This window comes from Pseudomonas viridiflava (genome assembly GCF_001642795.1).
Classification (GTDB): Bacteria; Pseudomonadota; Gammaproteobacteria; order Pseudomonadales; family Pseudomonadaceae; genus Aquipseudomonas; species Aquipseudomonas viridiflava.
The window spans coordinates 544-1,142 of sequence record NZ_LKEH01000029.1 but is presented as its reverse complement, the minus strand read 5'-3'; the positions used below and the strand labels follow the sequence as shown (position 1 = coordinate 1,142).

The following is a 599-nucleotide window of genomic DNA, read 5'->3' as shown; positions in this document are numbered from 1 at the left end:
ATGCGAGCTTGTTCGCGAGCAGCATCTCGTCGAGCAGTCCAGCTTGGACGGCCGCCGAAATGAGTTTGCCTTTTGCTTCGGTATGCGTGGGCCGGAGTTCGACCAGAATGTTGGAGAAGGTGTCGAACTTCTTCGCTGCTGCCGCATTGGCTAGTTCGAAATCGTCTGTGTAGTAGAGCTTTTCGATGAGGTCGACGACGTCGGAGCCGTGGTGGCCGAAGAGTTCGGAGGCGCGGATCTCGCGGTGGACGTTGATGCCGTCGAGTCGTCGTAGTCCGGGGTCGCGCGGGACGTCGGTTTCCTTGTCGCCGCTGACTTCGTAGATCGAGAGGGGCCAGGACAGTTTGGTGTCGAGATTTGCGTGCCTGATGAGGTTGTCGAGGCCGTCGGCTGCGAGTGCTGCTCGGACTGTGCGTCCGAAGTGTGTACGTCCCGTGGCTTGGGTATTGAGTGCGCGTGCGGCGCGGTAGTCGATGGTTTCGCGGGCACTTTTGCGTTGGTCGGGGCATACGCGGCCCTCGACGTCGACGATGACATAGCGCTTAGGTGTTGTGCTCATGGTGGTGAACCCCCTGGTTCCGTGCGATTTCTCAATGGTT

At 59.8% G+C, this 599-nt stretch carries 1 protein-coding gene; it reads right to left on the bottom strand.

Translation table 11 applies throughout. The annotated features are described in order from the left end of the window. On the bottom strand, positions 1-559 hold a 559-nt coding region (locus tag AO065_RS17505; protein ID WP_155737749.1), incomplete at its 3' end, for a hypothetical protein. Positions 560-599: the final 40 nt, after the last annotated feature.